Origin of the sequence: Paraburkholderia sp. EG304 (assembly GCF_046543485.1) — a bacterium.
Classification (GTDB): domain Bacteria; phylum Pseudomonadota; class Gammaproteobacteria; order Burkholderiales; family Burkholderiaceae; genus Paraburkholderia; species Paraburkholderia youngii.
Genome location: NZ_JBKGUA010000004.1, coordinates 324,068 through 346,250 on the forward strand (window position 1 = coordinate 324,068; position 22,183 = coordinate 346,250).

Consider the following 22,183-nt stretch of genomic DNA (forward strand, 5'->3'; position numbering starts at 1 on the left):
GAATCCACTTCATGACCATGCAGGCTCCTCTACCGCTCGTGTCACAAACCTCCTCCAGCTTGCTCGCCGGCTTACTGCCAGGCCGCTTTGCAAGCGATATCGGCCTCGCGCTCGCGAGTCTGCCCGCCGGGGTGCAGATCGCGTTCGCGATCGTGCTCGGCCTCGTGATCGGCAGCTTCCTGAACGTGGTCGTGCATCGGCTGCCGATCATGCTCGAGCGTGCCTGGCGCGCCGAAATCAGCGAGGCCACCGACGAGCCGCGGCCCGGCGACGGACTGCCCGAGCGCTACAACCTGTGGGTGCCGCGTAGCGCGTGCCCGCATTGCGGCCACGTACTGAGCGCGTGGGAAAACTTGCCGGTGTTGAGCTACCTGCTGTTACGCGGCCGCTGTTCCGCATGCGGCACGCACATCAGCGCACGTTATCCGCTGCTCGAAATCGCGAGTGCAGCTTTCGCCGCAGGCGCATTGATGGCGTTCGGCCCGACCTTGATGGCACTCGCCGCGTTCGGCCTGTGCGCAACGTTGCTTGCGATGAGCGCGATCGATATCGACACGCATCTGCTGCCCGATTCCTTGACCTTGCCGCTGTTGTGGGCCGGCCTGATCGTCAATTTCAACGGCATGTTCACGAACCTGCATGATGCGGTCCTCGGGGCTATCTTCGGATATCTGGTGTTATGGGCCGTGCATTGGGCGTTCAGGCTCGTGCGCGGTATCGAAGGCATGGGCTATGGCGACTTCAAACTGCTCGCGGCGCTCGGCGCGTGGCTCGGCTGGCCCGCACTGCCGCAAATCGTGCTGGTCGCCGCTGTGGCCGGCGCCGTGATCGGCCTCGCGGCGACGTGGCGCGGCCGTATGCGCTTCGAAGAGCCGCTGCCGTTTGGGCCATTTCTCGCGGCGGGCGGTGCGCTCACGCTGTTTGCCGGCACGCCGCTTTACCTGGCTTTGGGAGGCTGAAGCATGTTCGTTGTGGGACTCACCGGCGGCATCGGTAGCGGCAAGTCGACGGTTGCCAATCTGTTTGCCGCGCGCGGCGTGCCGCTCGTCGATACCGACGTGATCGCGCATCGCATCACCGCGCCGCATGGATTGGCGATGCCGCACATCGCCGCCGAATTCGGCACTGAGTTCGTCGCCGCCGACGGCTCGCTCGATCGCGCGCGCATGCGCACGCTCGTGTTCAGCGACGACACTGCGCGCAAACGTCTGGAAGGCATCACGCATCCGCTGATTCGCGCGGAAACCGAGCGCGAAGAGCGCGAAGCGCAAGGGCCGTATGTGATCGTCGTGGTGCCGTTGCTGGTCGAGTCCGGCACCTGGAAGAACCGTGTGAATCGCGTGCTCACCGTCGATTGCAGCGTCGACACGCAAATCGCGCGGGTGATAAGCCGCAACGGCTTCAGCCGTGAGCAGGTGCTCGCGATCATCGCGCGCCAGGCCACGCGCGAAGCGCGCCTCGCCGCCGCCGACGACGTGATCGTCAATGACAATGCGCCGCTCCTGGAACTCGAGGCGCAGGTGGACGCTCACCATCATGCGTATCTGTCGCTCGCGAAGGGTGAGGCCGAGTCGTAGCGCGCGGAGCTCTCAGGTCGGCCTCGCTTGCACGCATCAAGCGCATGGTGCCCCGTGAGGCGGATACGCATCTTCGGCACGCGTCGTCAGGGCACAATTGAACTTTGCGCGCATGCGAGGGCCGAAGCGCTCATAACACCGGGAACTGACAAAAAAGTTGCGAAAGCACGCGGAAAGCGTGCGTGATTGCCTGGGTAGTCCCACGGCATTAGAATGTTTTGCATTCCTGTCACCGACCACGCCCGAGGCGAGCCCGCTTGATCCTTTACGAGTACCCCTTCAATGAGCGAATCCGGACGCTGTTGCGGCTCGAAGATCTGTTCGAGCGCTTCACGTTCTTTCTGACTCAGGAAGACGCGCGGGAACATCACGTCGCACTGACAACGCTGTTCGAAATCTCCGAAGTAGCTGGCCGCGCGGATCTGAAGTCGGATCTGATGAAAGAGCTCGAACGGCAGCGGCAAACGCTCGCGCCGTTTCGCGGCAATCCGGGCATCGAGCAGAACGCGCTCGAAGCGGTGCTCGGCGAAATCGAGCAGACACTTGCGGGGCTCACGCAGATGCAAGGCAAGACCGGCCAGCATCTTGCAGACAACGAATGGCTCGCGAGCATTCGCAGCCGCGCAATCATCCCCGGTGGCACCTGCAAATTCGACCTGCCCTCGTATTACGCGTGGCAACAGTTGCATCCCGATCAGCGTCGCCAGGACATCGCCAAGTGGGTCACGCCGCTTTTGCCGCTGCGCGACGCGGCCACGATCGTGCTGCGGCTCGCGCGCGAGTCGGGCCAGGCGTCGAAGGTGATGGCGATGCAAGGCAGCTATCAGCAAATGCTGTCGGGCCGCTCGTATCAATTGATGCAGGTTCGCGTCGCGCCCGAATTGCGCGTGATTCCCGAAGCGAGCGCCAACAAGTACATGCTGTGGGTGCGTTTCACGGTGCAGGACGGCGATCTGCGGCCGCGTGCGGTCGACGTCGACGTGCCGTTCCAGCTCACGCTCTGCAGCCTGTAATCGCCTGATAATCGCCGCCGCATCGGGCAGCGCACCCCGGATTTGACCGAACGCGCCTTTGAAGCGGGGCGAAATAGCCCTATATTCGTTACTTGTTCCGTTTGCGATTGACCGTCCGACCGTATGCCTACCGTCGTCAAATGTCCTACCTGCGGTAAAGATGTCCGCTGGATCCCCGAGAGCCGCTTCCGTCCTTTCTGCTCCGAGCGCTGCAAGCAGATTGATCTCGGCGCATGGGCCGCCGAAAAATACCGGATTGGCGGCAACGAACAGGAGGGGTCTTCGTCCGAAGAGGAAACGCCGCGCGGCGACTACAACCCGCACTGAGCGAGCCAGCAAAAAAGCCACGCGAATCGCGACGCTCCCGAGACAGCGCCACGCTATCGCGTGGCCTTTTCAGCCACTCTGTTTCAACCGATCACTTGTTTTCGGCCGCCAGCCACTCCAGCACCGGGATTGTGGCCGGTAACAACGGCGAGACATCCGCAGGCAAGCTCTGCCACACGAAGGCCTGGCCTTCACGCCCGTGGGGCTCGCCCGACCACTGCGTCACCTTGCAGAAGAACAGGCGCACATAGGCGTGCGGATAATCGTGTTCGAGCGTGTGCCACAGATGGCTCGCTTCGACCTCGATTCCCAGCTCCTCGTGCAGCTCGCGCGCAAGCGCGGCCTCGACTGACTCACCCGCCTCCAGCTTGCCCCCCGGAAACTCCCAGTAGCCCTCGTACGGCTTGCCCGCCGGACGCTGCGCGAGCAGATAGCGCCCGTCAGGCTGCACCAGCACGCCGACCGCGACCTCGGTGACGGGTCGGCCGGCGCCGTTAGTGCCGGCGCTATTGCCCGCGTTTTTGCCAGCGTCGCTCATGCCGGCGTCTTACGGCCAGACCAGTCGCGCGCGAATTGCCATGCGACCCGCCCCGAGCGCGAGCCGCGTTCGAGCGCCCACACGAGCGCATCGCCGCGCGCCGATTCGATCTCGGCGTCGTCGCAACCGAAATGACGCAGCCAGTGCGCGATGATCGTCAGATAGTCGTCCTGTTTGAACGGATAGAAGCTGACCCACAGCCCGAAACGCTCCGACAGCGAAATCTTCTCTTCGACCAGTTCACCCGGATGAATCTCGCCGTCCGACGTGTGCTTGTACGTTTCGTTGTCGCTCATGTACTCGGGCAGCAGATGGCGGCGGTTCGACGTCGCGTAGATCAGCACGTTGTCGGACTGCGCGGCGACCGAGCCGTCGAGCGCGACTTTCAGCGCCTTGTAGCCCGACTCGCCTTCTTCGAACGACAGGTCGTCGCAGAAGACGATGAAGCGCTCCGGGCGCTTCGCGATCACATCGACGATGTCGCCGAGGTCGTGCAGATCGTCCTTGTCCACTTCGATCAGACGCAGGCCGTCTTTCGCGTAAGCGTTCAGACACGCCTTGATCAGCGACGACTTGCCGGTGCCCCGCGCGCCCGTCAGCAGCACGTTGTTGGCCGGCTGCATGCGCACAAACTGGCGCGTGTTCTGTTCGATCAGCCCTTTCTGGCGATCGATGTTCTGCAGGTCGTCGAGCGTGATCGACGAAATGGCGGGCACCGGCTGCAGGTAGCCGCGCCCCTGGCGCTTGCGCCAGCGAAACGCGACTGCGGCCGACCAGTCGATGTCCGGCGCGGCGGGCGGAAGCATCGCTTCCAGGCGGCCGAGCACGGCTTCGGCCCGGGTCAGAAACTGTTCGAGTTTGTCCATGGTAAGTAGGCGGCCCGCGGCCGAGCTTTGAACCTGATTACGAGCGGTAGTCGGCGTTGATGCTCACGTAGTCGTGCGACAGATCGCAGGTCCAGATCGTGGCTTGCGCATTGCCGCGGCCGAGCACGACGCGAATGCCGATCTCGCTCTTTTTCATCACGCGCTGGCCGTCTTCTTCGCGGTACGCCGGGTTGCGGCCGCCGGCAGTCGCGACCAGCACGTCGTCGAGATACAGATCGATCTTGCCGACGTCGAGATCGTCCACGCCGGCATAGCCGATGGCCGCGAGAATGCGGCCGAGGTTCGGGTCCGATGCATAGAAGGCCGTCTTGACGAGCGGCGAATGGCCGATCGCGTAGGCGATCTGGCGGCATTCGCCGACGCTCGAGCCGCCTTCGACATGCACGGTCATGAACTTGGTCGCGCCTTCACCATCGCGCACGATCAGTTGCGCGAGGCTCTGCGCGACCTCGGTCACCGCGTCGCGCAGCGCTGCATAAGCGGGCGAATCGGTGGACGTGATCGCGGGCAGGCTTGATTTGCCCGACGCGATCAGGATGAACGAATCGTTGGTCGACGTATCGCCATCGATCGTAATGCAGTTGAACGAGCGGTCCGCGACGTGCTTCACGAGTTCGTCGAGCACGGGCTGCGCGACGGCTGCGTCGAACGCGAGGAAGCCGAGCATGGTCGCCATGTTCGGCTTGATCATGCCGGCGCCCTTGCTGATGCCGGTCAGCGTGACCGTGTGGCCGTCGATCGTGACCTGGCGCGAGCTCGCCTTCGGCAGCGTGTCGGTCGTCATGATCGACTGCGCCGCGTCGTACCAGTTTGCTTCCTTGCGATTCGCGAGCGCGGCCGGCAAACCGGCCTTCAGACGATCGACCGGCAGCGGTTCGAGGATCACGCCCGTCGAGAACGGCAGCACCTGCTCGGGCGCGATGTCGGCGAGACGCGCGAGTTCCGCGCAGGTTTCGCGCGTCGCCGCGAGGCCCGGCTCACCGGTGCCCGCGTTCGCGTTGCCGGTGTTGATCAGCAGCGCGCGAATCGACTTGCCGCCCGCGCGCACGCGCTGCAGGTTCTCGCGGCAGACCGTGACGGGCGCCGCGCAGAAGCGGTTCTGCGTGAACACGCCGCCTACCGTCGCGCCTTCGTCGACGGAAATGACGAGCACGTCCTTGCGGTTCGGCTTGCGGATATTCGCTTCCGCCCAGCCTAGCGTGACGCCGGCGACGGGGTGGAGTTGAGCGGGATCGATCGAGGGAAAGTTGACAGCCATGGTCGCGACCTGTCGAAGAAAATGCCGGCGGACGCCGGCATCGGGGAAACGGAACTGATGACCCGGGCGTGTTGCCGGGTCACCCGCGAAATCAAAACGGACAAGCGGCGCTCAAAAGCGACGCGGCGCGCCCTGAAGCGCGCCGCGTCGGCAATTATGCGATCTTGCCGTGGCACTGCTTGTACTTCTTGCCGCTACCGCACGGACACGGGTCGTTGCGGCCGACTTTCGGCACGTTGTCGGTATTCACGTTCAGGGTCTGCGGCACCGCGCCGTGGCCATGACCATGGCTCATTGCGTCGCCGATCATCGCGGCGGTGGCCGCTTCGGCTGCAACCGGCGCGGCGGCGCCGGCTTCCGCGAACTCGGCATGACGGAACTCGACGTTCTCCAGATGACCGCCCTGCTCTTCCATCTGCTCCGCGGCCGCTTCGAGCTGCTCCGGCGACTGGATCTGCACGTTCATCACGATGCGCGTGACTTCGAGCTTCACCGCGTCGAGCATCGCGGCGAACAGTTCGAACGCCTCGCGCTTGTATTCCTGCTTCGGGTTCTTCTGCGCATAGCCGCGCAGATGGATGCCCTGACGCAGATGGTCGAGCGCGGCGAGATGCTCGCGCCATGCGCGGTCGAGCGTCTGCAGCATGATCGAGCGCTCGAACGCGCTGAACGATTCACGGCCGACCAGCTGGACCTTCGCTTCGTACCCCTCGTCCGCGGCGGCCTCGACAGCTTCGAGAATCTCTTCCGCGCTGATCGAGTTCGACTCGTTGATCATTTCCTGGATCGCGAGGTCGAGCTGCCATTCGTTGCGCAGCACTTCTTCGAGCTCGGGCACGTCCCACTGTTCTTCGATACTGCCCACCGGCACGAACTGATGCACGATGTCGCCCACCACGCCGTGACGCATCGCGGTGATGGTCTCGGTGATGTCGTTCGCTTCGAGCAGTTCGTTGCGCTGCTGGTAGATCACCTTGCGCTGGTCGTTCGACACGTCGTCGTATTCGAGCAATTGCTTACGAATATCGAAGTTGCGCGCCTCGACCTTGCGTTGCGCCGATTCGATCGAACGCGACACGATGCCTGCTTCGATCGCCTCGCCTTCCGGCATCTTCAGACGGTCCATGATCGCGCGCACGCGGTCGCCCGCGAAAATGCGCAGCAGCGGATCTTCCAGCGACAGATAGAAGCGCGACGAACCCGGGTCACCCTGACGGCCAGCACGGCCGCGCAGCTGGTTATCGATCCGGCGCGACTCATGACGTTCGGTGCCGATGATGTGCAGACCGCCCGCAGCCTTCACCTGATCGTGCAGCGTCTGCCATTCGTCGTGCAGCTTCTGGATGCGGCGTTGCTTTTCGTCGTCGGAGAGCGTTTCGTCCTGCTCGATGAACGACGCCTGCTTCTCCGCGTTGCCGCCGAGCACGATGTCCGTACCACGGCCGGCCATGTTGGTCGCGATCGTGATGCGTTGCGGACGACCCGCTTCGGCGACGATCGCCGCTTCGCGCGCGTGCTGCTTCGCGTTCAGCACTTCGTGCGGCAAGCCGGCCTGCTTCAGCAGATGCGACAGCAGTTCCGAGTTCTCGATCGACGTCGTGCCGACCAGCACCGGCTGCCCGCGTTCGTAGCACTCGCGGATGTCGCGGATCACCGCGTCGTAGCGTTCCTTCGCGGTCTTGTAGATCTGATCCTGCTTGTCGATCCGCTTCGGCGGACGGTTGGTCGGGATCACGACCGTTTCGAGACCGTAGATCTCGTTGAATTCGTACGCTTCGGTGTCGGCCGTGCCGGTCATGCCGGCCAGTTTCGCGTACATGCGGAAGTAGTTCTGGAACGTGATCGACGCGAGCGTCTGGTTCTCGCTCTGGATCTTCACGTGCTCCTTCGCCTCGACCGCCTGGTGCAGACCGTCCGACCACCGGCGGCCGGCCATCAGACGGCCGGTGAATTCGTCGACGATGATCACTTCGCCGTTCTGCACGACGTAGTGCTGATCCTTGAAGAACAGCGTATGCGCGCGCAGCGCCGCGTACACGTGGTGCATCAGCGTGATGTTCTGTGGCGCGTACAGGCTTTCGCCCTCACCGATCAGACCCCACTCGGAGAGCAGCCGCTCCGCCTTTTCGTGGCCAGACTCGGTCAGGAACACCTGACGGCCTTTTTCGTCCAGCGTGTAGTCGCCAGGCTTCTCGACGCCGGTGCCGTCCGCCTTCTCTTCGCCGATCTGGCGCTCGAGCAGCGGCGGCAGTGCGTTCATGCGCACGTAGAGTTCGGTGTGGTCTTCGGCCTGGCCGGAGATGATCAGCGGCGTACGCGCTTCGTCGATCAGGATTGAGTCCACCTCGTCGACGACCGCGAAGTTCAGGCTCCGCTGCACGCGCGCGTCGGTCTCGTAGACCATGTTGTCGCGCAGGTAGTCGAAGCCGAATTCGTTGTTGGTGCCGTAGGTGATGTCGGCGGCGTAGGCTTGCTGCTTCGCCGTGTGCTCCATCTGCGACAGGTTGATACCGACCGACAGACCGAGGAAGTTATAGAGACGCGCCATCCACTCGGCGTCGCGCTGCGCGAGGTAGTCGTTGACCGTGACCACGTGGACGCCGCGGCCCGACAGCGCGTTCAGGTAGACCGGCAGCGTCGCGACGAGCGTCTTGCCCTCGCCGGTGCGCATTTCGCTGATCTTGCCGTAGTGCAGCGCCATACCGCCGATCAGCTGCACGTCGAAGTGGCGCATCTTCAGCACCCGCTTGCTGGCCTCGCGGCAGACCGCGAACGCCTCCGGCAGGATCTTGTCGAGCGATTCGCCGCTCGCGACGCGCTGGCGGAATTCACCCGTTTTGGCGCGCAGTTGGTCATCCGTCAATTGCTCGATCTGCGGCTCGAGCGCATTGATCGCCGCGACGGTCTTTTGATATTGCTTGACAAGCCGCTGATTACGGCTGCCAAAAATCTTCTGTAGAAAACCGGTGGTCATCGGATCGGTGTCTGCGTCGCGGCTTCGGCTGGCTCGCGGTGTGCGCTACATGCATACCGCGCCTGGGTCGGAAAGTCCTCGGCGGCTTAGTCCAAGAGTGAATTCGAATCGGGCATTTTAGCACGCGCCTCCGGCTGCGCTCGTGTCGGAGCCGTGACGGCGCCGGCTCTGTTCGGCCCCGCCAGGCAACCTTCGGCGCCGCGCGGACCGGCATCGCAAGCTGCTCGCGCGGTACAATCGCGGCGTGAGCGCGCATGGGGCGAGTTCACGTGTCAATGCCAAACATGAGCCGTTTTTCGTCCTTTTCAAGGCCGCCGAAGCAGTTCGATCTGCGCCGCCCGCAACCGCTCGCCGAGGTTCTCGGCCGCACGGACGCGTTCGCGGCGTTGCGCGCGGGCGTCGAGCAGATCGCCGCGCTCGAGAAGGATCTGCGCGAGCTTTTGCCCGACTATCTGGCGACGAGTGTCGAGCCCAGCTTCATCAAGGAGGGCGTGCTGGCGCTATTCGCCGCGCACAACGCGCTCGCGGCGCGTCTGCGGCATCTGGAGCCGCGGCTGCTCGTGGATTTGCAGCAGCGCGGCTGGCCCGTGCAGGCGCTGAAGATTCGCGTACGGCCGCAGCCGCTTAAAGAACCGCCGCCCGTCAAGCAGGCGCGCATGACGCCGGCCGGCGCCGCCGCGCTGCAGGCGTTGAGCGAATCGCTCGAGCCTTCGCCGTTGCAGGAAGCGCTCGCGCGCATGGCCGCGCGGCATCGGCGCAATCGCTGAACGTTGAACGAAAAAAACGGCCCGGAGGGGCCGTTTTTCATCTGCCTGCCTGTCACGCCGGCTTTATGCGAACGCCGTCTGCGTTTCGTACGCGAAGCCGCGCGGGGCCTTTTGCGTGTCGTCGAAGGTGACGATTTCGTACGAGTCTTCGTGCGCGAGCAACTCGCGCAGCAATGCATTGTTCAGGCCGTGGCCGGACTTGTACGCGGTGTACGACGCGAGCAGTGGGTGACCGATCACGTACAGGTCGCCGATCGCGTCGAGCATCTTGTGCTTGACGAACTCGTCGTCGTAACGAAGGCCGTCGTTGTTCAGGATGCGGTACTCGTCGAGCACAATCGCGTTGTCCATGCTGCCGCCCCGCGCGAGGCCGAGCTCACGCATCATTTCCACTTCATGCGCGAAGCCGAACGTGCGGGCGCGCGCGATTTCGCGCACGTACGACGTGTTGGCGAAATCCACTTCCAGCGCCTGACCGGTTTTGTCCACGGCGGGGTGACGGAAGTCGATCGTGAACTTGAGCTTGAAGCCGAAATACGGATCGAGGCGCGCGAACTTGTCGCCGTCGCGGATTTCGACCGGCTTCGTGACCTTGATGAATTTCTTCGGCGCGTTCTGCTCTTCGATACCCGCCGACTGGATCAGGAACACGAACGAACCCGCGCTGCCGTCCATGATCGGGATTTCTTCGGCGGTGACGTCGACGTAAAGGTTGTCGATGCCAAGACCGGCGCAGGCGGACATCAGATGCTCGATGGTCGACACGCGCGCGCCGTCTTTCTGCAACACGGAAGCCAGACGCGTATCGCCAATCGCCATCGCCGACGCAGGAATGTCCACCGGCGTGGGCAAATCCACGCGCGAAAACACGATGCCAGTGTCCGGCCCCGCCGGACGGAGCGTCAGATTGACTTTACGGCCGGAGTGCAATCCGATACCGACAGTCTTGACGATCGATTTGATTGTGCGCTGCTTCAACATGGTGGTCTTCTATTCGATTGAAAATCCCAATCAGGATTTTTTATTTCATAGCCGCAATTATACTCCAATCCCCAGACCAGCGTCTTTGCGGGGAACGTGACAATCTGTTTCGCTGCATTACCCAGTGGGCTTAGCGACGGAAAGCGTGACGGGCCGATGCCCCGGAACGGAGGCGTTTCCGGTCATCGGCCCGCGTAACGGCCTGTCACAAAAGCGTCGTAATCACCGTTGCCGTCGCGCCACGCGGCATCAGCGCGCGGGTCGCGGCGAAGGTGCGACGTCAGCAACTAGCTCAACGTAGCGAGAATACTCGCTGCATCGCTGACTTCGAATTTGCCGGCGGCCTCGACGTTCAGCGTCTTGACCACGCCGTCGTCGACCACCATCGCGTAGCGCAGGGAACGAATCCCCATGCCGCGCGCCGACAGATCCTGCTCCAGACCAAGCGCCCGTGTAAAAGCCGCACTGCCGTCCGCCATCATGCGCACCTTGCCCGAGGTGTGCTGATCGCGTCCCCACGCGCCCATGACGAACGCGTCGTTGACGGACACGCACCAGATTTCGTCGATGCCGGCAGCGCGCAACTGCTCGGCATGCTCGACATAGCCCGGTACATGTTTGGCCGAACAGGTCGGCGTGAACGCGCCAGGCAATCCGAAGATCACCACGCGTTTGCCCGCCGTCTGCTCGCGCACGTCGAAACTGTTCGGTCCGATCGTGCAGCCCGCCCGGTCGTCTTCGACATACTCGAAGAGCGTCGCGTCGGGCAGCTTTTCACCTTCCTTGATCATGCTCAGTCCTTTGCATCGATGCGAAGCACGCTCGCACGTCCTCGTGTCGCAGTGAATATCGGTTCGGCCTTTTCAACTATAAGCCACACCGTGCGGCGGCAGTCACTTCGTCCGCCTCGCGAATCCGCAGAGGGCAGTTGCCCCTGCCGCGAACCAGACGATACGCGACCTGCTTGCCGTTCACCCGCCACGCTCGTGCGTTCGTCCGCCAGCGCTGCACTTGCGACCTCAGTCGCAGCGCGGCAACGAAGCCTGCCCGTGCGCTCAGTCCGCCTGCTTGCGCAGGAATGCAGGAATGTCGTACGTATCGACGCCCTTTTCCTGCAGCGCCTGCACGTGCGAGGCCGCCGTGTCGCGCGACGTGCGCCACACTGCCGGCGTGTCGAGCGCGCCGTAGTCGGCCGTGCTGGCATGGCCTGCCGCCGGTGCGTACGCTGCGTGCGCCATCGCGCCGACCGGCTGGTTGTCGGTGCCGGTGCGCAGCAGCGTCATCGGTGCCGATTGCTGCTTCTTCGCCGCGCGGCCGAGACCCGTTGCCACGACCGTCACGCGCAGCGCGTCGCCCATTGCATCGTCGTACACGGCGCCGAAGATCACCGTCGCATCTTCCGCGGCATAGCTCTTGATCGTGTTCATCACTTCGCGCGTTTCCGACAGACGCAGCGAACGGCTCGACGTGATGTTGACCAGCACGCCACGCGCGCCCGACAGATCGACGCCTTCCAGCAGCGGGCTCGCGACGGCCTGCTCGGCCGCGAGACGCGCGCGATCGACACCGGCAACCGTCGCCGTGCCCATCATCGCCTTGCCCTGCTCGCCCATCACGGTCTTCACGTCTTCGAAGTCGACGTTGACGAGACCGTCGACGTTGATGATTTCCGCAATGCCCGCAACCGCGTTGTTCAGAACGTCGTCAGCGCACTGGAAGCACTTGTCCATCTCGGCGTCGTCGCCCATCACCTCGAACAGCTTGTCGTTCAGCACGACGATCAGCGAGTCGACGTGATCCTCCAGTTGTTGCGAACCGGCTTCCGCCACGCGCATCCGCTTGCCGCCTTCGAATTCGAACGGCTTGCTGACGACGCCGACGGTCAGAATGCCCATTTCCTTCGCGATCTGCGCGACGACCGGTGCCGCGCCCGTGCCCGTGCCGCCACCCATGCCGGCGGTGATGAACACCATGTGCGCGCCGCGCAGTGCGTCGGCGATGCGCTCGCGTGCTTCTTCAGCGGCGGCGCGGCCCATTTCCGGCTTGGCTCCTGCGCCCAGACCCGTGTTGCCGAGCTGGATCACCGCGGTTGCGCGCGAACGCGACAGCGCCTGCGCGTCCGTGTTCATCACGATGAAGTCGACGCCTTGCACGCCTTTGTTGATCATGTGCTGAACGGCATTGCCGCCAGCGCCACCGACTCCGACGACCTTGATGATGGTGCCGCTCGTTTCGGTTTCCAGCATCTGGAATTCCATGTTGCCTCCGTCAAGATAAAAAGTTACTGCCACTCGGCGTTATCCGGCAGGAGATCGGGCAACCTCCTGTCGCGCACCGGCCGCCGGCACCAGCGCGAATTTCTCGAAACCCCTGGTCAGAAGTTGCCGAGGAACCAGTCCTTCATGCGCGAGAACACCTGTCCCATCGACCCCGACTGCACTGCAACCTTGCGCCCGCGCATACGCTGCGAGCGCCCTTCGACGAGCAGGCCCATTGCCGTCGAATAGCGCGGATTGCGCACGACGTCGGCGAGACCGCCCGCGTACTCCGGCACCCCAATGCGCACCGGCTTCAGGAAAATGTCCTCACCGAGCTCGACCATGCCGATCATCATCGACGCGCCGCCCGTCAGCACGACGCCCGAGCTCAGCAACTCCTCGTAACCCGACTCGCGCACCACCTGCTGCACGAGCGAAAACAGTTCTTCGACGCGCGGCTCGATCACCGCCGCCAGCGCCTGGCGCGACAGCGTGCGCGGACCGCGTTCGCCGAGACCCGGCACTTCGATCATCTCGTCCGGATCGGCGAGCGCCTGCTTGGCGATGCCGTAGTCGACCTTGATGTCCTCGGCATCCGGCGTCGGCGTGCGCAGCGCCATTGCGATGTCGCTGGTGATCTGGTCGCCGGCGATCGGAATCACGGCGGTGTGGCGGATCGCGCCTTCGCTGAAGATCGCGATGTCCGTCGTGCCGCCGCCGATGTCGACCAGCACCACGCCCAGTTCCTTTTCGTCTTCCGTCAGCACCGCCAGCGACGACGCGAGCGGCTGAAGAATCAGATCGTTCACTTCGAGGCCGCAGCGTCGCACGCACTTGACGATGTTCTGCGCCGCGCTGACCGCGCCGGTGACGATATGCACCTTCACTTCGAGGCGGATGCCGCTCATGCCGATCGGCTCGCGCACGTCTTCCTGGCCGTCGATGATGAATTCCTGCGTGAGGATATGCAGCACCTGCTGATCGGTCGGGATGTTGATCGCCTTGGCCGTTTCGATCACGCGCGCCACGTCCGCCTGCGTGACTTCCTTCTCCTTGATCGCGACCATGCCGCTGGAATTGAAGCTGCGGATATGGCTCCCGGCGATCCCGGTGAACACGTTCGTGATCTTGCAGTCGGCCATCAGCTCGGCTTCCTCGAGCGCGCGCTGAATCGACTGCACGGTGGCTTCGATGTTCACCACCACGCCCTTCTTGAGCCCCTTCGATTCGCTCTGGCCGAGACCGATCACCTCGTAGTGACCCTCGCCCTTCAACTCGGCGACGATGGCCACTACCTTCGACGTCCCGATGTCGAGGGCGACCAGCAGATCCTTATAGTCTTTACTCATAGCGTGCTCAGTGCGTGTGATGTCCGTTTACTTCTTGCCCTTGTCGGGTTCGCTGATGAAGCGCATGCCAGCGGCACGAATCGCGAAACCGTTCGGATAGCGCAAGTCCGCATTCTCGATATCCTTTCCCCAACGTTGCGTCACCGCGCCCCATGCCGCGGTCAGGCGTTTGCTGCGATCGGCCAGCGTGTCCTGATTGCGTTCGCGGCCCAACTCCACCTGCGTGCCGTTCGACAGTTTCACCGTCCACGCATAGCGCGGCGACAGCGTCACTTCCTCGGGCGTCGCGTTGATCGCCGCGAACCACTTCTGGAAGTCGTGATAACGCGCGACGACTTCCTTCGCCGTACCGTCCGGGCCGTCGAACGCGGGCAGTTCTTCGTCGAGCTCGCCCTGGTTCGCGGTGAACAGTTCGCCGTCGACGCTCACCAGCTGATCGCTGCCCCACGTCCCTAGCGGCTTGTACTCTTCGAGCGTGACAGCCAGTGCATTCGGCCACACGCGCCGCACGCTCGCGTGACGCACCCACGGCATCTGCTCGAACGCCTGACGCGCGGCGTCGAGATCGACCGTGAAGTAGTTGCCCTTCAGGCGCCCCACAACGCCGGCGCGCACCGTCGGCGAATTGATGTGCTCGGTGTCGCCGTCGATCTGGATCTCGCGCAGCGCGAAATTCGGGCGCTGGATCATCCAGTAACCGCCCGCCGCCAGCAGCACGAGCACCAGCAACGCGTGCAGCGCGTTGGTGGCGAGATTGAGCTGGCGAACGTTGTTCCACATGGTGTTGCTTGCGTTTACCCTGGTTAATCCTGCAGCGTCAGCGCCAACACGCCGACCACGAGTTCCTGATAGCTGATGCCGACCGCGCGCGCCGCTTTCGGCGGCAGCGAGTGATCGGTCATGCCGGGCGCCGTGTTCACTTCGAGGAAGTACGGCTTGCCTTCACCATCGAGCATGAAGTCCGCGCGGCCCCAGTCGGTGCAGCCGAGCACGTCGAACGCGCGGCGCGCGAGCACCTTCAGGCGCGCTTCTTCTTCGGCGCCGAGACCACAGGGAATCAGATACTGCGTGTCGTTGGCGATGTACTTCGCGTGATAGTCGTAGAACTCGCCGGCCGGCACGATGCGGATCACCGGCAGATCCAGATTGCCGGCGATGCACGCGGTGTACTCGCCGCCGCCTTCGATGCTCTTCTCGACCACGACGATACGGTCGTATTTCACGGCCTCGATCAGCGCGGCCGGCAGCGCGTCCGCGCTCTTCACCTTGATCACGGCGACGCTCGAACCTTCGCTCGCCGGCTTGACGAACAGCGGCAGGCCGAGCTTCGCGACGATCTCTTTCGCGCGCGCTTCGTAGTCGTCGCCGCGCAGCACCGCTTCGAACGGCGGCGTCGGAATGCCGAGCTGCTGCCACACGAGCTTGGTGCGGAACTTGTCGAGTCCGAGCGCCGAGCCGAGCACGCCGCTACCGGTGTAGCGGATGCCGTAGAAATCGAGCGCGCCCTGGATCTGGCCGTTTTCGCCGTAGCCGCCATGCAGCGCGTTGAACGCGCGCACGAAGCCCTCTTCCTTCAATGCCGACAGCGGACGCTCGGCCGGATCGAACGGATGCGCGTCGACGCCGGCGTCGCGCAGACCCTGCAGCACCAGACGTCCGGAATTGAGCGACACCTCGCGCTCGGCCGAATTACCGCCGAGCAGCACTGCCACCTTGCCGAATTTTTTGGGATCGATACTGCTCATCTCACACCTTCAGTTCCTGAGCGAGGCGACCCGGCACACCGCCGATCGAACCCGCGCCCATCGTAATCACCACATCACCGTCGCGCACCACCGTAGAGAGCGCGTCCGGCACTTCATCGACCGTATCGACGAACACCGGCTCGACCTTGCCCGCGACACGCAGCGCGCGCGCCAACGCGCGGCCGTCCGCCGCGACGATCGGCGCTTCGCCGGCCGCATAGACTTCGGTCAGCACGAGCGCGTCGACGGTCGACAGCACTTTCACGAAATCCTCGAAGCAATCACGCGTGCGCGTGAAGCGGTGCGGCTGGAACGCCAGCACCAGGCGCCGACCCGGAAATGCGCCGCGCGCCGCCGCCACCGTGGCGGCCATTTCGACCGGGTGGTGACCGTAGTCGTCCACCAGCGTGTAGGAGCCCGCGGCCTGGCCGTCGCTGACGACCGGCACTTCGCCGTAACGCTGGAAGCGTCGGCCGACGCCGTTGAAATCCGCGAGCGCTCGCTGGATATCGGCATCTTTCACTTCAAGTTCAGTCGCAATTGCAATTGCGGCCAACGCGTTCTGCACGTTGTGCTCGCCCGGCAGGTTCAACGTGACGTCGAGCGGCGCCGCGTCTTCGCGCATCACGGTGAAATGCATGCGCCCTTCGCGCGCTTCGACGTTGACCGCGCGGACCTGTGCATCGGCCGCAAAACCGTAGCGGATGATCGGCTTCGACACGAACGGCAGGATCTCTTTTACGTTCGGATCGTCGACGCACAGCACCGCGATGCCATAGAACGGCAGACGGTGCGTGAATTCGATGAACGCCTGCTTCAGACGCGCGAAGTCGTGACCATAGGTATCCATATGATCGGCGTCGATGTTCGTGATGACTTCGATCACCGGGAACAGGTTGAGGAACGACGCGTCCGATTCGTCCGCCTCGGCGACGATGAAGTCGCCGGTGCCCAGACGCGCATTCGCGCCCGCACTGATCAGCCGGCCGCCGATCACGAAGGTCGGATCGAGCCCGCCCGCGGCGAGCACGCTCGCAACCAGCGACGTGGTCGTGGTCTTGCCGTGCGTGCCGGCGATCGCGATGCCCTGCTTCAGACGCATCAGTTCCGCGAGCATCACCGCGCGCGGCACGATCGGAATGCGGCGATGACGCGCGGCCAGCACTTCCGGGTTGTCGCTGCGCACCGCGGTCGACACCACCACCGCGTTCGCGCCTTCGATGTTCTCCGCCGCGTGCCCGATCGAAATGCGCGCGCCGAGCCCGGCGAGGCGCTCGGTGACCGCGTTGCCCGACAGGTCCGAGCCGCTCACCTGATAGCCGAGATTGACGAGCACTTCGGCGATGCCGCTCATGCCGACGCCGCCGATGCCGACGAAATGAATATGTTTGACGATGTGTTTCATTGCTTTCCTTCTGGGCTCATGCCCGCCATCGAACCCGCACCCGCCACCGTCGCGCAGATCTGCGCGACCTGTTCGGTGGCATCCGGTTTCGCGAGCGAGCGCGAACGCTCCGCCATTTCCGCGAGACTTTCCCGCGTCTGGCTACGCAACCAGTCGGCGAGCTTTTCCGCCGACAGATCGCGTTGTTGTACGACCAGCGCCGCGCCGTTGTCGGCGAGAAACGCTGCATTAGTGGTCTGGTGATCGTCGACCGCGTACGGGAACGGTACGAACAGCGCCGCGACGCCGACCGCCGATATCTCCGACACCGTCATCGCACCCGAGCGGCAGATCACCAGGTCGGCCTGCGCATAGGCGGTCGTCATGTCGTCGATGAACGGCACGAGCGACACGTCCGCGCCTGCCTGCAAGCCTGCGGCCGCGTAGTTCTCGCGCAGCGCATCGATATGCTTCGCGCCCGCCTGATGCACGATGCGCGGTCTTTCATTGGGCGCTAACAGCGCGACCGCGCGCGGCACGACTTCGTTCAACGCGGCGGCGCCGAGACTGCCGCCCACGACGAGCACGTTCAGCGGACCGTTACGCTGCGCGTAGCGTGCTTTGGGTGCATTCGCGCGCGCAAGTTCCTCACGAATCGGATTGCCGGTCCATTCGCCGTGCGGCAGCGCATTCGGAAACGCGACCAGCACGCGCTTCGCGAGCTTCGCGAGCACCTTGTTCGCGAGACCGGCGATCGAATTCTGTTCGTGCAGCACCAGCGGGCACCCGCTCAGCGCGGTCATCAGCCCGGCCGGGAACGTGATGTAGCCGCCCATGCCGAGCACGACATCGGGCTTCACGCGACGCAGCACGCTCAGGCTCTGCGTGCACGCGCGCAGCAGGTTCACCGGCAGCATCAGCTTGGTCTTCAGGCCTTTGCCGCGCACGCCGCCGAAGTGGACGTACTCCATCGGGATGCCGTGCTTCGGTACCAGCGTCGCTTCCATGCCCGCGGGGTTGCCGAGCCATACGACTTTCCAGCCCCATGCCTGCATCAGATGCGCGACCGCGAGCCCCGGGAACACATGTCCCCCGGTGCCGCCGGCCATCACCATCAGCGTGCGTTGTGGCAGAGCCGTCATACCTTGCCCCCGCGCATCAACACCCGGTTTTCATAGTCGACCCGCATCAACACGGCAATCGCCACACAGTTCAGCAAAATGCCCGAGCCGCCGTAGCTGACAAGCGGCAGCGTGAGACCTTTGGTCGGCAGAAGACCGAGGTTCACGCCCATGTTGATGAAGGTCTGCGCGCCGAACCAGATGCCGACGCCCTTCGCGACGAGCCCCGCGAACGTGCGATCGAGTGCGAGCGCCTGACGACCGATCTCGAATGAACGGCGCACGATCCAGTAGAACATCAGGATCACGACGAGCACGCCGACGAAACCCAACTCCTCGCCGATCACTGCGAGAATGAAGTCGGTATGCGCTTCGGGCAGATAGTTGAGCTTCTCGACGCTGCCGCCGAGACCGACGCCGAACCACTCGCCACGCCCGAACGCGATCAGCGAGTGCGTCAATTGATACGCTTTGCCCTGTGCGTAGCGATCGTCCCATGGATCGAGGTACGCGAAGATCCGCTCACGACGCCAAGGCGAAGCCCATACCAGCAACGTAAATGTTCCCACCGCGGTCGCGACGAGGCCGCCGAACAGCTTGCCGTTCACGCCGCCGAGGAACAGCACGCCCATCGCGATCGCCGCGATCACCATGAACGCGCCCATGTCCGGCTCGAGCAGCAGCAGCGCGCCGACCAGGCCGACCGCGACCGCCATCGGCAGAAAGCCCTTGGCGAAACTGTGCATGTATTCCTGCTTGCGCACCGTGTAGTTCGCCGCGTAGATCGTCACCGCGAGCTTCATGATTTCCGACGGCTGCATGTTCGTGATGCCGAGCGGAATCCAGCGGCGCGCACCGTTCACACCCTTGCCGACGTGCGGAATCAGCACGATCACGAGCGCGACGAGCGAGATCAGGAAAAGCTTGGGCGCGTACTTGTCCCACGTCGAAATCGGAATGCGGAACGAGACGATGCCGACCGCCGAGCCCATCAGCACGAAGACGATCTGGCGCACGAGGAACGCCCAGTCGCGATACGACGCGTACTTCGGCGAATCGGGCATCGCGATCGACGCCGAGTACACCATCACGATGCCGAGTCCGAGCAGCGCGACGACGACCCACAACAGCGAGTGGTCGTAGTCGAGCATGCGCGAGCGCAGCGGCCGCACGCCGTTGACCGCGCTCGCGAGTCCGCTGCCACCCGTGCGGGTCGACGTGCGGGAAGACGTACCTGCGGCGGCGCCGTTGCCGCCGGTGGCTTCGCGCGAGCCGAAACGTTCCGACCAGCTCATATCATCGTCCCCCGTTCGGCCGCGATATCTTCGACCGTGCTGCGGAATACCGCTGCACGGTGTGCGTATCCCTTGAACATGTCGAAGCTCGCGCACGCGGGCGACAGCAGCACCGCGTCGCCGGGCTGCGCGATTGCAGTGGCCGCGCGCGTCGCTTCTTCGAGCGTCGCGTGATCGGTCATCGCGACGCCGCAATGTTCGAGCGCCGCGCGAATTTGCGGCGCGTCGCGGCCGATCAGCATCACCGCGCGGCACCAGCGCATCACCGGCGCGGCGAGCGGCTCGAATTGCTGGCCCTTGCCGTCGCCGCCCGCGATCAGCACGACGCGTTGCGCGAGACCGTCGAGCGCGGCGACCGTCGCGCCGACGTTGGTGCCCTTGCTGTCGTCCACGTAGTCGATGCCGTCGATCGACGCGATCAGTTCCACGCGATGCGGCTCGCCGCGGTATTCGCGCAGGCCATGCAGCAGCGGTGCGCCGGGCAGACCGATCGCGCGCGCGAGCGCGTACGCGGCCAGCGCGTTCGCCGCGTTGTGCAGGCCGCGGATGCGCAGCGCGTCGGCTGGCATCAGACGCTTCAGCGCGATGTCGGGCGTTGCCGCTGCTTCGTTCTTGCGACGACGCTTCGGCGTGGGCTCATCGCTCGCGTCGCGATCTTGCGCCTCGACGAGCCACACCATGCCGTTATCGCGCAACAGGCCGTAGTCACCGTCGTTCTTCGGCTCGGTCACGCCGAACGTGACGACCTCCGCTTCGCCGCTGGCGGGCGCGAGCGCCATCACGCGCGCGTCGTCGCGATTCAGCACGCGCACCGTCTGTGTACCGAAGATGCGGCCCTTCGCGGCCGCGTACGCATCGAGTCCGCCGTGCCAGTCCAGATGATCCTGCGTGATGTTGAGCACGGCCGCCGCGTCCGGCGTAAACGTATGCGAGGTCTCCAGCTGGAAGCTCGACAGTTCGAGCACCCACACGTCGGGCAGCGCGGTCTGATCGATCGCTTCGGACAGCTTGTCGAGCAGCGACGGGCTGATGTTGCCCGCCACCGCGACCTTCTTGCCCGCGCGTTCGCACAGCAGGCCGGTCAGGCTCGTCGTCGTGGTCTTGCCGTTCGTGCCGGTGATCGCGATCACCTTCGGCGCGTAGCCGGACTCGCCGAGCGTGCGCAGCGCCTGCGAGAACAGTTCGAGCTCGCCCCACACCGGAATGCCCTGCTCGCGCGCCGCCGTGATCAGCGGCAGCAGATCGACGGCGAGCGGCGACAGCCCCGGGCTGATCGCGACCAGTTCGACGCCTTCGAGCAGCACCGGCGAAAACGGACCGCCGACGAAATCGGCATCGACACCATGCGCTTCGAGAGCGGACAGGTTCGGCGGCACTTCGCGCGTATCTGCCACGCGCAGCCGACAGCCGTGCCTGGCGCACCAGCGCGCCATCGCGAGACCGGATTCACCCAGTCCCAGCACGAGCACCATCGGCTTTTGCCGATCCCGAAACTTCTCGCCGAACATCGCCTGCTTCCTTAAATACTGCTGCTTAACGCAATTTGAGAGTGGACAAACCGAATAGGCACAACATCAACGTGATGATCCAGAACCGCACGACCACCTGTGTTTCCTTCCAGCCCGACAATTCGAAATGGTGATGCAGCGGCGCCATCTTGAAGAAGCGCCGCCCTTCGCCGTAACGGCGCTTCGTATACTTGAACCACGTGACCTGCAGCATCACCGACAGCGTCTCCGCAACGAAAATGCCGCCCATGATGAACAGCACGATTTCCTGACGCACGATCACCGCGACCGTGCCGAGCGCGCCGCCGAGTGCGAGCGCGCCGACGTCGCCCATGAACATCTGCGCCGGGTGCGTGTTGAACCACAGGAACGCAAGTCCCGCGCCGCCCATCGCCGAACAGAAGATCAGCAGTTCGCCCGCGCCGGGAATGTGCGGAAACAGCAGGTACTTCGAGTAGACCGAGCTGCCCATCACGTATGCGAATACGCCGAGCGACCCGCCGACCAGCACGACCGGCATGATCACGAGTCCGTCGAGGCCGTCGGTCAGATTCACCGCGTTGCTCGCGCCGACGATCACCAGATACGTCAACACGATGAAGCCCCACACGCCGAGCGGATAAGTGATCGACTTGAAGAACGGCAGCAACAGGTCGGCGCGCGCGGGCAGGCCCATCGACAGGCCACTGCGCACCCACGCCATGAACAGGTCGAACACGCGCACGTTGCTCGCCTCGGACACGCTGAACGCGAGATACACCGCCGCGAACAGTCCGATCACCGATTGCCAGAAATACTTCTCGCGCGATGACATGCCGCGCGGGTCCTTGTAGACGACCTTGCGGTAATCGTCGACCCAGCCGATCACGCCGAAGCCGAACGTGACGAGCATCACGATCCAGATGAAGCGGTTGGTCAGATCCGCCCACAGCAGCGTGGCGACACCGATGCCGAGCAGGATCAGCACGCCGCCCATCGTCGGCGTGCCCGATTTGACGAGATGAGTTTGCGGGCCGTCCTTGCGAACGGCCTGGCCGACCTTCATTGCGGTCAGCTTGCGAATGACCGCCGGGCCGCAGACGAGCCCGATCAGCAACGCGGTGATGGTCGCCATCACCGCGCGAAACGTCAGATAACTGAACACGCGCAAGAAGCTTGCGTCATTCTGCAGCCATTGCGCCAGCGCCAGTAGCATGCCTGG

The 22,183-nt window shown here is 64.2% G+C and carries 20 protein-coding genes; 5 read left to right on the plus strand and 15 right to left on the minus strand.

Features of this window, described 5'->3' with window-relative positions; genetic code table 11:
* Positions 1-17 precede the first annotated feature (17 nt).
* The 4 genes from ACLFKU_RS07550 to yacG all read left to right on the plus strand — a co-directional run bounded on the left by ACLFKU_RS07550 (position 18) and on the right by yacG (position 2,917).
* Entirely contained in the window at positions 18-959 is a 942-nt protein-coding gene (locus ACLFKU_RS07550; RefSeq protein ID WP_368586833.1) for a prepilin peptidase, read from the plus strand.
* A 3-nt stretch (positions 960-962) separates the two neighbouring features.
* Positions 963-1,577 (plus strand): dephospho-CoA kinase, encoded by a 615-nt coding sequence (gene coaE / locus ACLFKU_RS07555; RefSeq protein WP_410848650.1) that lies wholly within the window; start codon positions 963-965, stop codon positions 1,575-1,577.
* Between the two features lie 257 nt (positions 1,578-1,834).
* Positions 1,835-2,590 (plus strand): cell division protein ZapD, encoded by a 756-nt coding sequence (gene zapD, locus ACLFKU_RS07560; RefSeq protein ID WP_008921182.1) that lies wholly within the window; start codon positions 1,835-1,837, stop codon positions 2,588-2,590.
* Positions 2,591-2,713: 123 nt separating this feature from the next.
* Entirely contained in the window at positions 2,714-2,917 is a 204-nt protein-coding gene (gene yacG, locus ACLFKU_RS07565) for a DNA gyrase inhibitor YacG (protein ID WP_368586810.1), read from the plus strand.
* 91 nt (positions 2,918-3,008) lie between these two features.
* Here yacG and ACLFKU_RS07570 read toward each other — a convergent pair whose 3' ends face one another.
* From ACLFKU_RS07570 to secA, 4 genes are all read right to left on the minus strand, one after another.
* Positions 3,009-3,455, minus strand: a complete 447-nt coding sequence (locus ACLFKU_RS07570; RefSeq protein ID WP_368586811.1) for an NUDIX domain-containing protein — start codon at positions 3,453-3,455, stop codon at positions 3,009-3,011.
* Positions 3,452-4,321, minus strand: coding sequence for an ATP-binding protein (locus ACLFKU_RS07575; protein ID WP_410848651.1), 870 nt, complete (start codon positions 4,319-4,321; stop codon positions 3,452-3,454). The genes ACLFKU_RS07570 and ACLFKU_RS07575 overlap by 4 nt, the downstream gene beginning before the upstream one ends.
* A 37-nt stretch (positions 4,322-4,358) precedes the next feature.
* Complete coding sequence (gene argJ / locus ACLFKU_RS07580) at positions 4,359-5,600, minus strand: bifunctional glutamate N-acetyltransferase/amino-acid acetyltransferase ArgJ (protein ID WP_410848652.1); 1,242 nt, start codon at positions 5,598-5,600, stop codon at positions 4,359-4,361.
* A 154-nt stretch (positions 5,601-5,754) separates the two neighbouring features.
* Entirely contained in the window at positions 5,755-8,574 is a 2,820-nt protein-coding gene (secA, locus tag ACLFKU_RS07585) for a preprotein translocase subunit SecA (protein ID WP_368586814.1), read from the minus strand.
* Positions 8,575-8,858: 284 nt separating this feature from the next.
* On the opposite strand from secA, the gene ACLFKU_RS07590 reads away from it, so the two are divergent.
* Positions 8,859-9,341 (plus strand): DciA family protein, encoded by a 483-nt coding sequence (locus ACLFKU_RS07590; protein WP_410848653.1) that lies wholly within the window; start codon positions 8,859-8,861, stop codon positions 9,339-9,341.
* A 63-nt stretch (positions 9,342-9,404) separates the two neighbouring features.
* Here ACLFKU_RS07590 and lpxC read toward each other — a convergent pair whose 3' ends face one another.
* The 11 genes from lpxC to mraY all read right to left on the minus strand — a co-directional run bounded on the left by lpxC (position 9,405) and on the right by mraY (position 22,177).
* On the minus strand, positions 9,405-10,322 hold the full coding sequence (gene lpxC / locus ACLFKU_RS07595) for a UDP-3-O-acyl-N-acetylglucosamine deacetylase (protein WP_018437618.1): 918 nt from the start codon (positions 10,320-10,322) through the stop codon (positions 9,405-9,407).
* A 287-nt stretch (positions 10,323-10,609) separates the two neighbouring features.
* Positions 10,610-11,113, minus strand: a complete 504-nt coding sequence (locus ACLFKU_RS07600; protein ID WP_013090605.1) for a peroxiredoxin — start codon at positions 11,111-11,113, stop codon at positions 10,610-10,612.
* A gap of 264 nt (positions 11,114-11,377) precedes the next feature.
* Positions 11,378-12,580, minus strand: a complete 1,203-nt coding sequence (gene ftsZ / locus ACLFKU_RS07605) for a cell division protein FtsZ (protein WP_013090606.1) — start codon at positions 12,578-12,580, stop codon at positions 11,378-11,380.
* A 116-nt stretch (positions 12,581-12,696) separates the two neighbouring features.
* On the minus strand, positions 12,697-13,929 hold the full coding sequence (ftsA, locus tag ACLFKU_RS07610; RefSeq protein ID WP_008921172.1) for a cell division protein FtsA: 1,233 nt from the start codon (positions 13,927-13,929) through the stop codon (positions 12,697-12,699).
* Positions 13,930-13,956: 27 nt separating this feature from the next.
* Entirely contained in the window at positions 13,957-14,709 is a 753-nt protein-coding gene (locus tag ACLFKU_RS07615; protein ID WP_410848654.1) for a cell division protein FtsQ/DivIB, read from the minus strand.
* A gap of 23 nt (positions 14,710-14,732) precedes the next feature.
* Positions 14,733-15,674: a D-alanine--D-alanine ligase gene (locus tag ACLFKU_RS07620; RefSeq protein WP_368586818.1), complete on the minus strand. Its 942-nt coding sequence runs from the start codon at positions 15,672-15,674 to the stop codon at positions 14,733-14,735.
* 1 nt (position 15,675) lies between these two features.
* The gene (gene murC, locus ACLFKU_RS07625; protein ID WP_368586819.1) at positions 15,676-17,079 is read right to left on the minus strand and encodes a UDP-N-acetylmuramate--L-alanine ligase; all 1,404 of its coding nucleotides are present in this window, start codon (positions 17,077-17,079) and stop codon (positions 15,676-15,678) included.
* Complete coding sequence (murG, locus tag ACLFKU_RS07630; RefSeq protein ID WP_410848655.1) at positions 17,076-18,200, minus strand: undecaprenyldiphospho-muramoylpentapeptide beta-N-acetylglucosaminyltransferase; 1,125 nt, start codon at positions 18,198-18,200, stop codon at positions 17,076-17,078. The genes murC and murG overlap by 4 nt, the downstream gene beginning before the upstream one ends.
* On the minus strand, positions 18,197-19,474 hold the full coding sequence (gene ftsW / locus ACLFKU_RS07635; RefSeq protein WP_176121921.1) for a putative lipid II flippase FtsW: 1,278 nt from the start codon (positions 19,472-19,474) through the stop codon (positions 18,197-18,199). Before ftsW ends, murG begins: the two co-directional genes overlap by 4 nt.
* Positions 19,471-20,982, minus strand: coding sequence for a UDP-N-acetylmuramoyl-L-alanine--D-glutamate ligase (gene murD, locus ACLFKU_RS07640; RefSeq protein WP_410848656.1), 1,512 nt, complete (start codon positions 20,980-20,982; stop codon positions 19,471-19,473). The genes ftsW and murD overlap by 4 nt, the downstream gene beginning before the upstream one ends.
* Before the next feature lie 25 nt (positions 20,983-21,007).
* Entirely contained in the window at positions 21,008-22,177 is a 1,170-nt protein-coding gene (gene mraY / locus ACLFKU_RS07645; RefSeq protein ID WP_176104980.1) for a phospho-N-acetylmuramoyl-pentapeptide-transferase, read from the minus strand.
* Between the last annotated feature and the right edge of the window lie 6 nt (positions 22,178-22,183).

Bases quoted from the DNA above. Each gene is read 5' to 3' on its own strand.
- ACLFKU_RS07550 (WP_368586833.1), top strand. From the start codon at position 18: ATGCAGGCTCCTCTACCGCTCGTGTCACAAACCTCCTCCAGCTTGCTC.
- coaE (WP_410848650.1), top strand. From the start codon at position 963: ATGTTCGTTGTGGGACTCACCGGCGGCATCGGTAGCGGCAAGTCGACG.
- yacG (WP_368586810.1), top strand. From the start codon at position 2,714: ATGCCTACCGTCGTCAAATGTCCTACCTGCGGTAAAGATGTCCGCTGG.
- ACLFKU_RS07570 (WP_368586811.1), bottom strand. From the start codon at position 3,455: ATGAGCGACGCTGGCAAAAACGCGGGCAATAGCGCCGGCACTAACGGC.
- ACLFKU_RS07575 (WP_410848651.1), bottom strand. From the start codon at position 4,321: ATGGACAAACTCGAACAGTTTCTGACCCGGGCCGAAGCCGTGCTCGGC.
- argJ (WP_410848652.1), bottom strand. From the start codon at position 5,600: ATGGCTGTCAACTTTCCCTCGATCGATCCCGCTCAACTCCACCCCGTC.
- secA (WP_368586814.1), bottom strand. From the start codon at position 8,574: ATGACCACCGGTTTTCTACAGAAGATTTTTGGCAGCCGTAATCAGCGG.
- ACLFKU_RS07590 (WP_410848653.1), top strand. From the start codon at position 8,859: ATGAGCCGTTTTTCGTCCTTTTCAAGGCCGCCGAAGCAGTTCGATCTG.
- lpxC (WP_018437618.1), bottom strand. From the start codon at position 10,322: ATGTTGAAGCAGCGCACAATCAAATCGATCGTCAAGACTGTCGGTATC.
- ACLFKU_RS07600 (WP_013090605.1), bottom strand. From the start codon at position 11,113: ATGATCAAGGAAGGTGAAAAGCTGCCCGACGCGACGCTCTTCGAGTAT.
- ftsZ (WP_013090606.1), bottom strand. From the start codon at position 12,580: ATGGAATTCCAGATGCTGGAAACCGAAACGAGCGGCACCATCATCAAG.
- ftsA (WP_008921172.1), bottom strand. From the start codon at position 13,929: ATGAGTAAAGACTATAAGGATCTGCTGGTCGCCCTCGACATCGGGACG.
- ACLFKU_RS07615 (WP_410848654.1), bottom strand. From the start codon at position 14,709: ATGTGGAACAACGTTCGCCAGCTCAATCTCGCCACCAACGCGCTGCAC.
- ACLFKU_RS07620 (WP_368586818.1), bottom strand. From the start codon at position 15,674: ATGAGCAGTATCGATCCCAAAAAATTCGGCAAGGTGGCAGTGCTGCTC.
- murC (WP_368586819.1), bottom strand. From the start codon at position 17,079: ATGAAACACATCGTCAAACATATTCATTTCGTCGGCATCGGCGGCGTC.
- murG (WP_410848655.1), bottom strand. From the start codon at position 18,200: ATGACGGCTCTGCCACAACGCACGCTGATGGTGATGGCCGGCGGCACC.
- ftsW (WP_176121921.1), bottom strand. From the start codon at position 19,474: ATGAGCTGGTCGGAACGTTTCGGCTCGCGCGAAGCCACCGGCGGCAAC.
- murD (WP_410848656.1), bottom strand. From the start codon at position 20,982: ATGTTCGGCGAGAAGTTTCGGGATCGGCAAAAGCCGATGGTGCTCGTG.
- mraY (WP_176104980.1), bottom strand. From the start codon at position 22,177: ATGCTACTGGCGCTGGCGCAATGGCTGCAGAATGACGCAAGCTTCTTG.